The sequence below is a fragment of the Pseudomonas sp. 2995-3 genome (assembly GCF_002742565.1).
GTDB classification, from domain to species: domain Bacteria; phylum Pseudomonadota; class Gammaproteobacteria; order Pseudomonadales; family Pseudomonadaceae; genus Aquipseudomonas; species Aquipseudomonas edaphica.
Genome location: NZ_LJSB01000254.1, coordinates 1 through 306, shown reverse-complemented (window position 1 = coordinate 306; position 306 = coordinate 1). Strand labels below are relative to the sequence as shown.

Annotated in this window: 1 protein-coding gene; it reads right to left on the bottom strand. The window is 38.2% G+C overall.

The genetic code is table 11. The features are described 5' to 3' along the window. Positions 1–12 precede the first annotated feature (12 nt). Positions 13–306, bottom strand: a 294-nt coding sequence (locus AOA62_RS31860; RefSeq protein WP_218244174.1) for a hypothetical protein, incomplete at its 5' end; no start/stop codon positions are given.

Sequence of the window (306 nt, the reverse complement as noted above, 5' to 3'; positions counted from 1 at the left end):
GATTTTCACTATTTAATTCAAACGGCTCCTCTTGTTCAGTTCCAACTGGTCGCCATTCTCATCGAAAACTATTGTATCTCCATTTTCTAAGTCTACATTCTCTTCATCAACTTCAGAATCTGATTCGACTTCAGTACCCGCTTCGTTATTCTGAGTATCATTTAAAGACTCCGAAGAATTGTCATTATCTTCAACGCCAATATCATTAGACTCTGTTTCTTCATTTTCGGCCATGTCTGCCTGATTTTGATCATCTTGCTCCAAATCATCAACAGCAACTGGTTCCGAGTCCCCATTACTAAATAT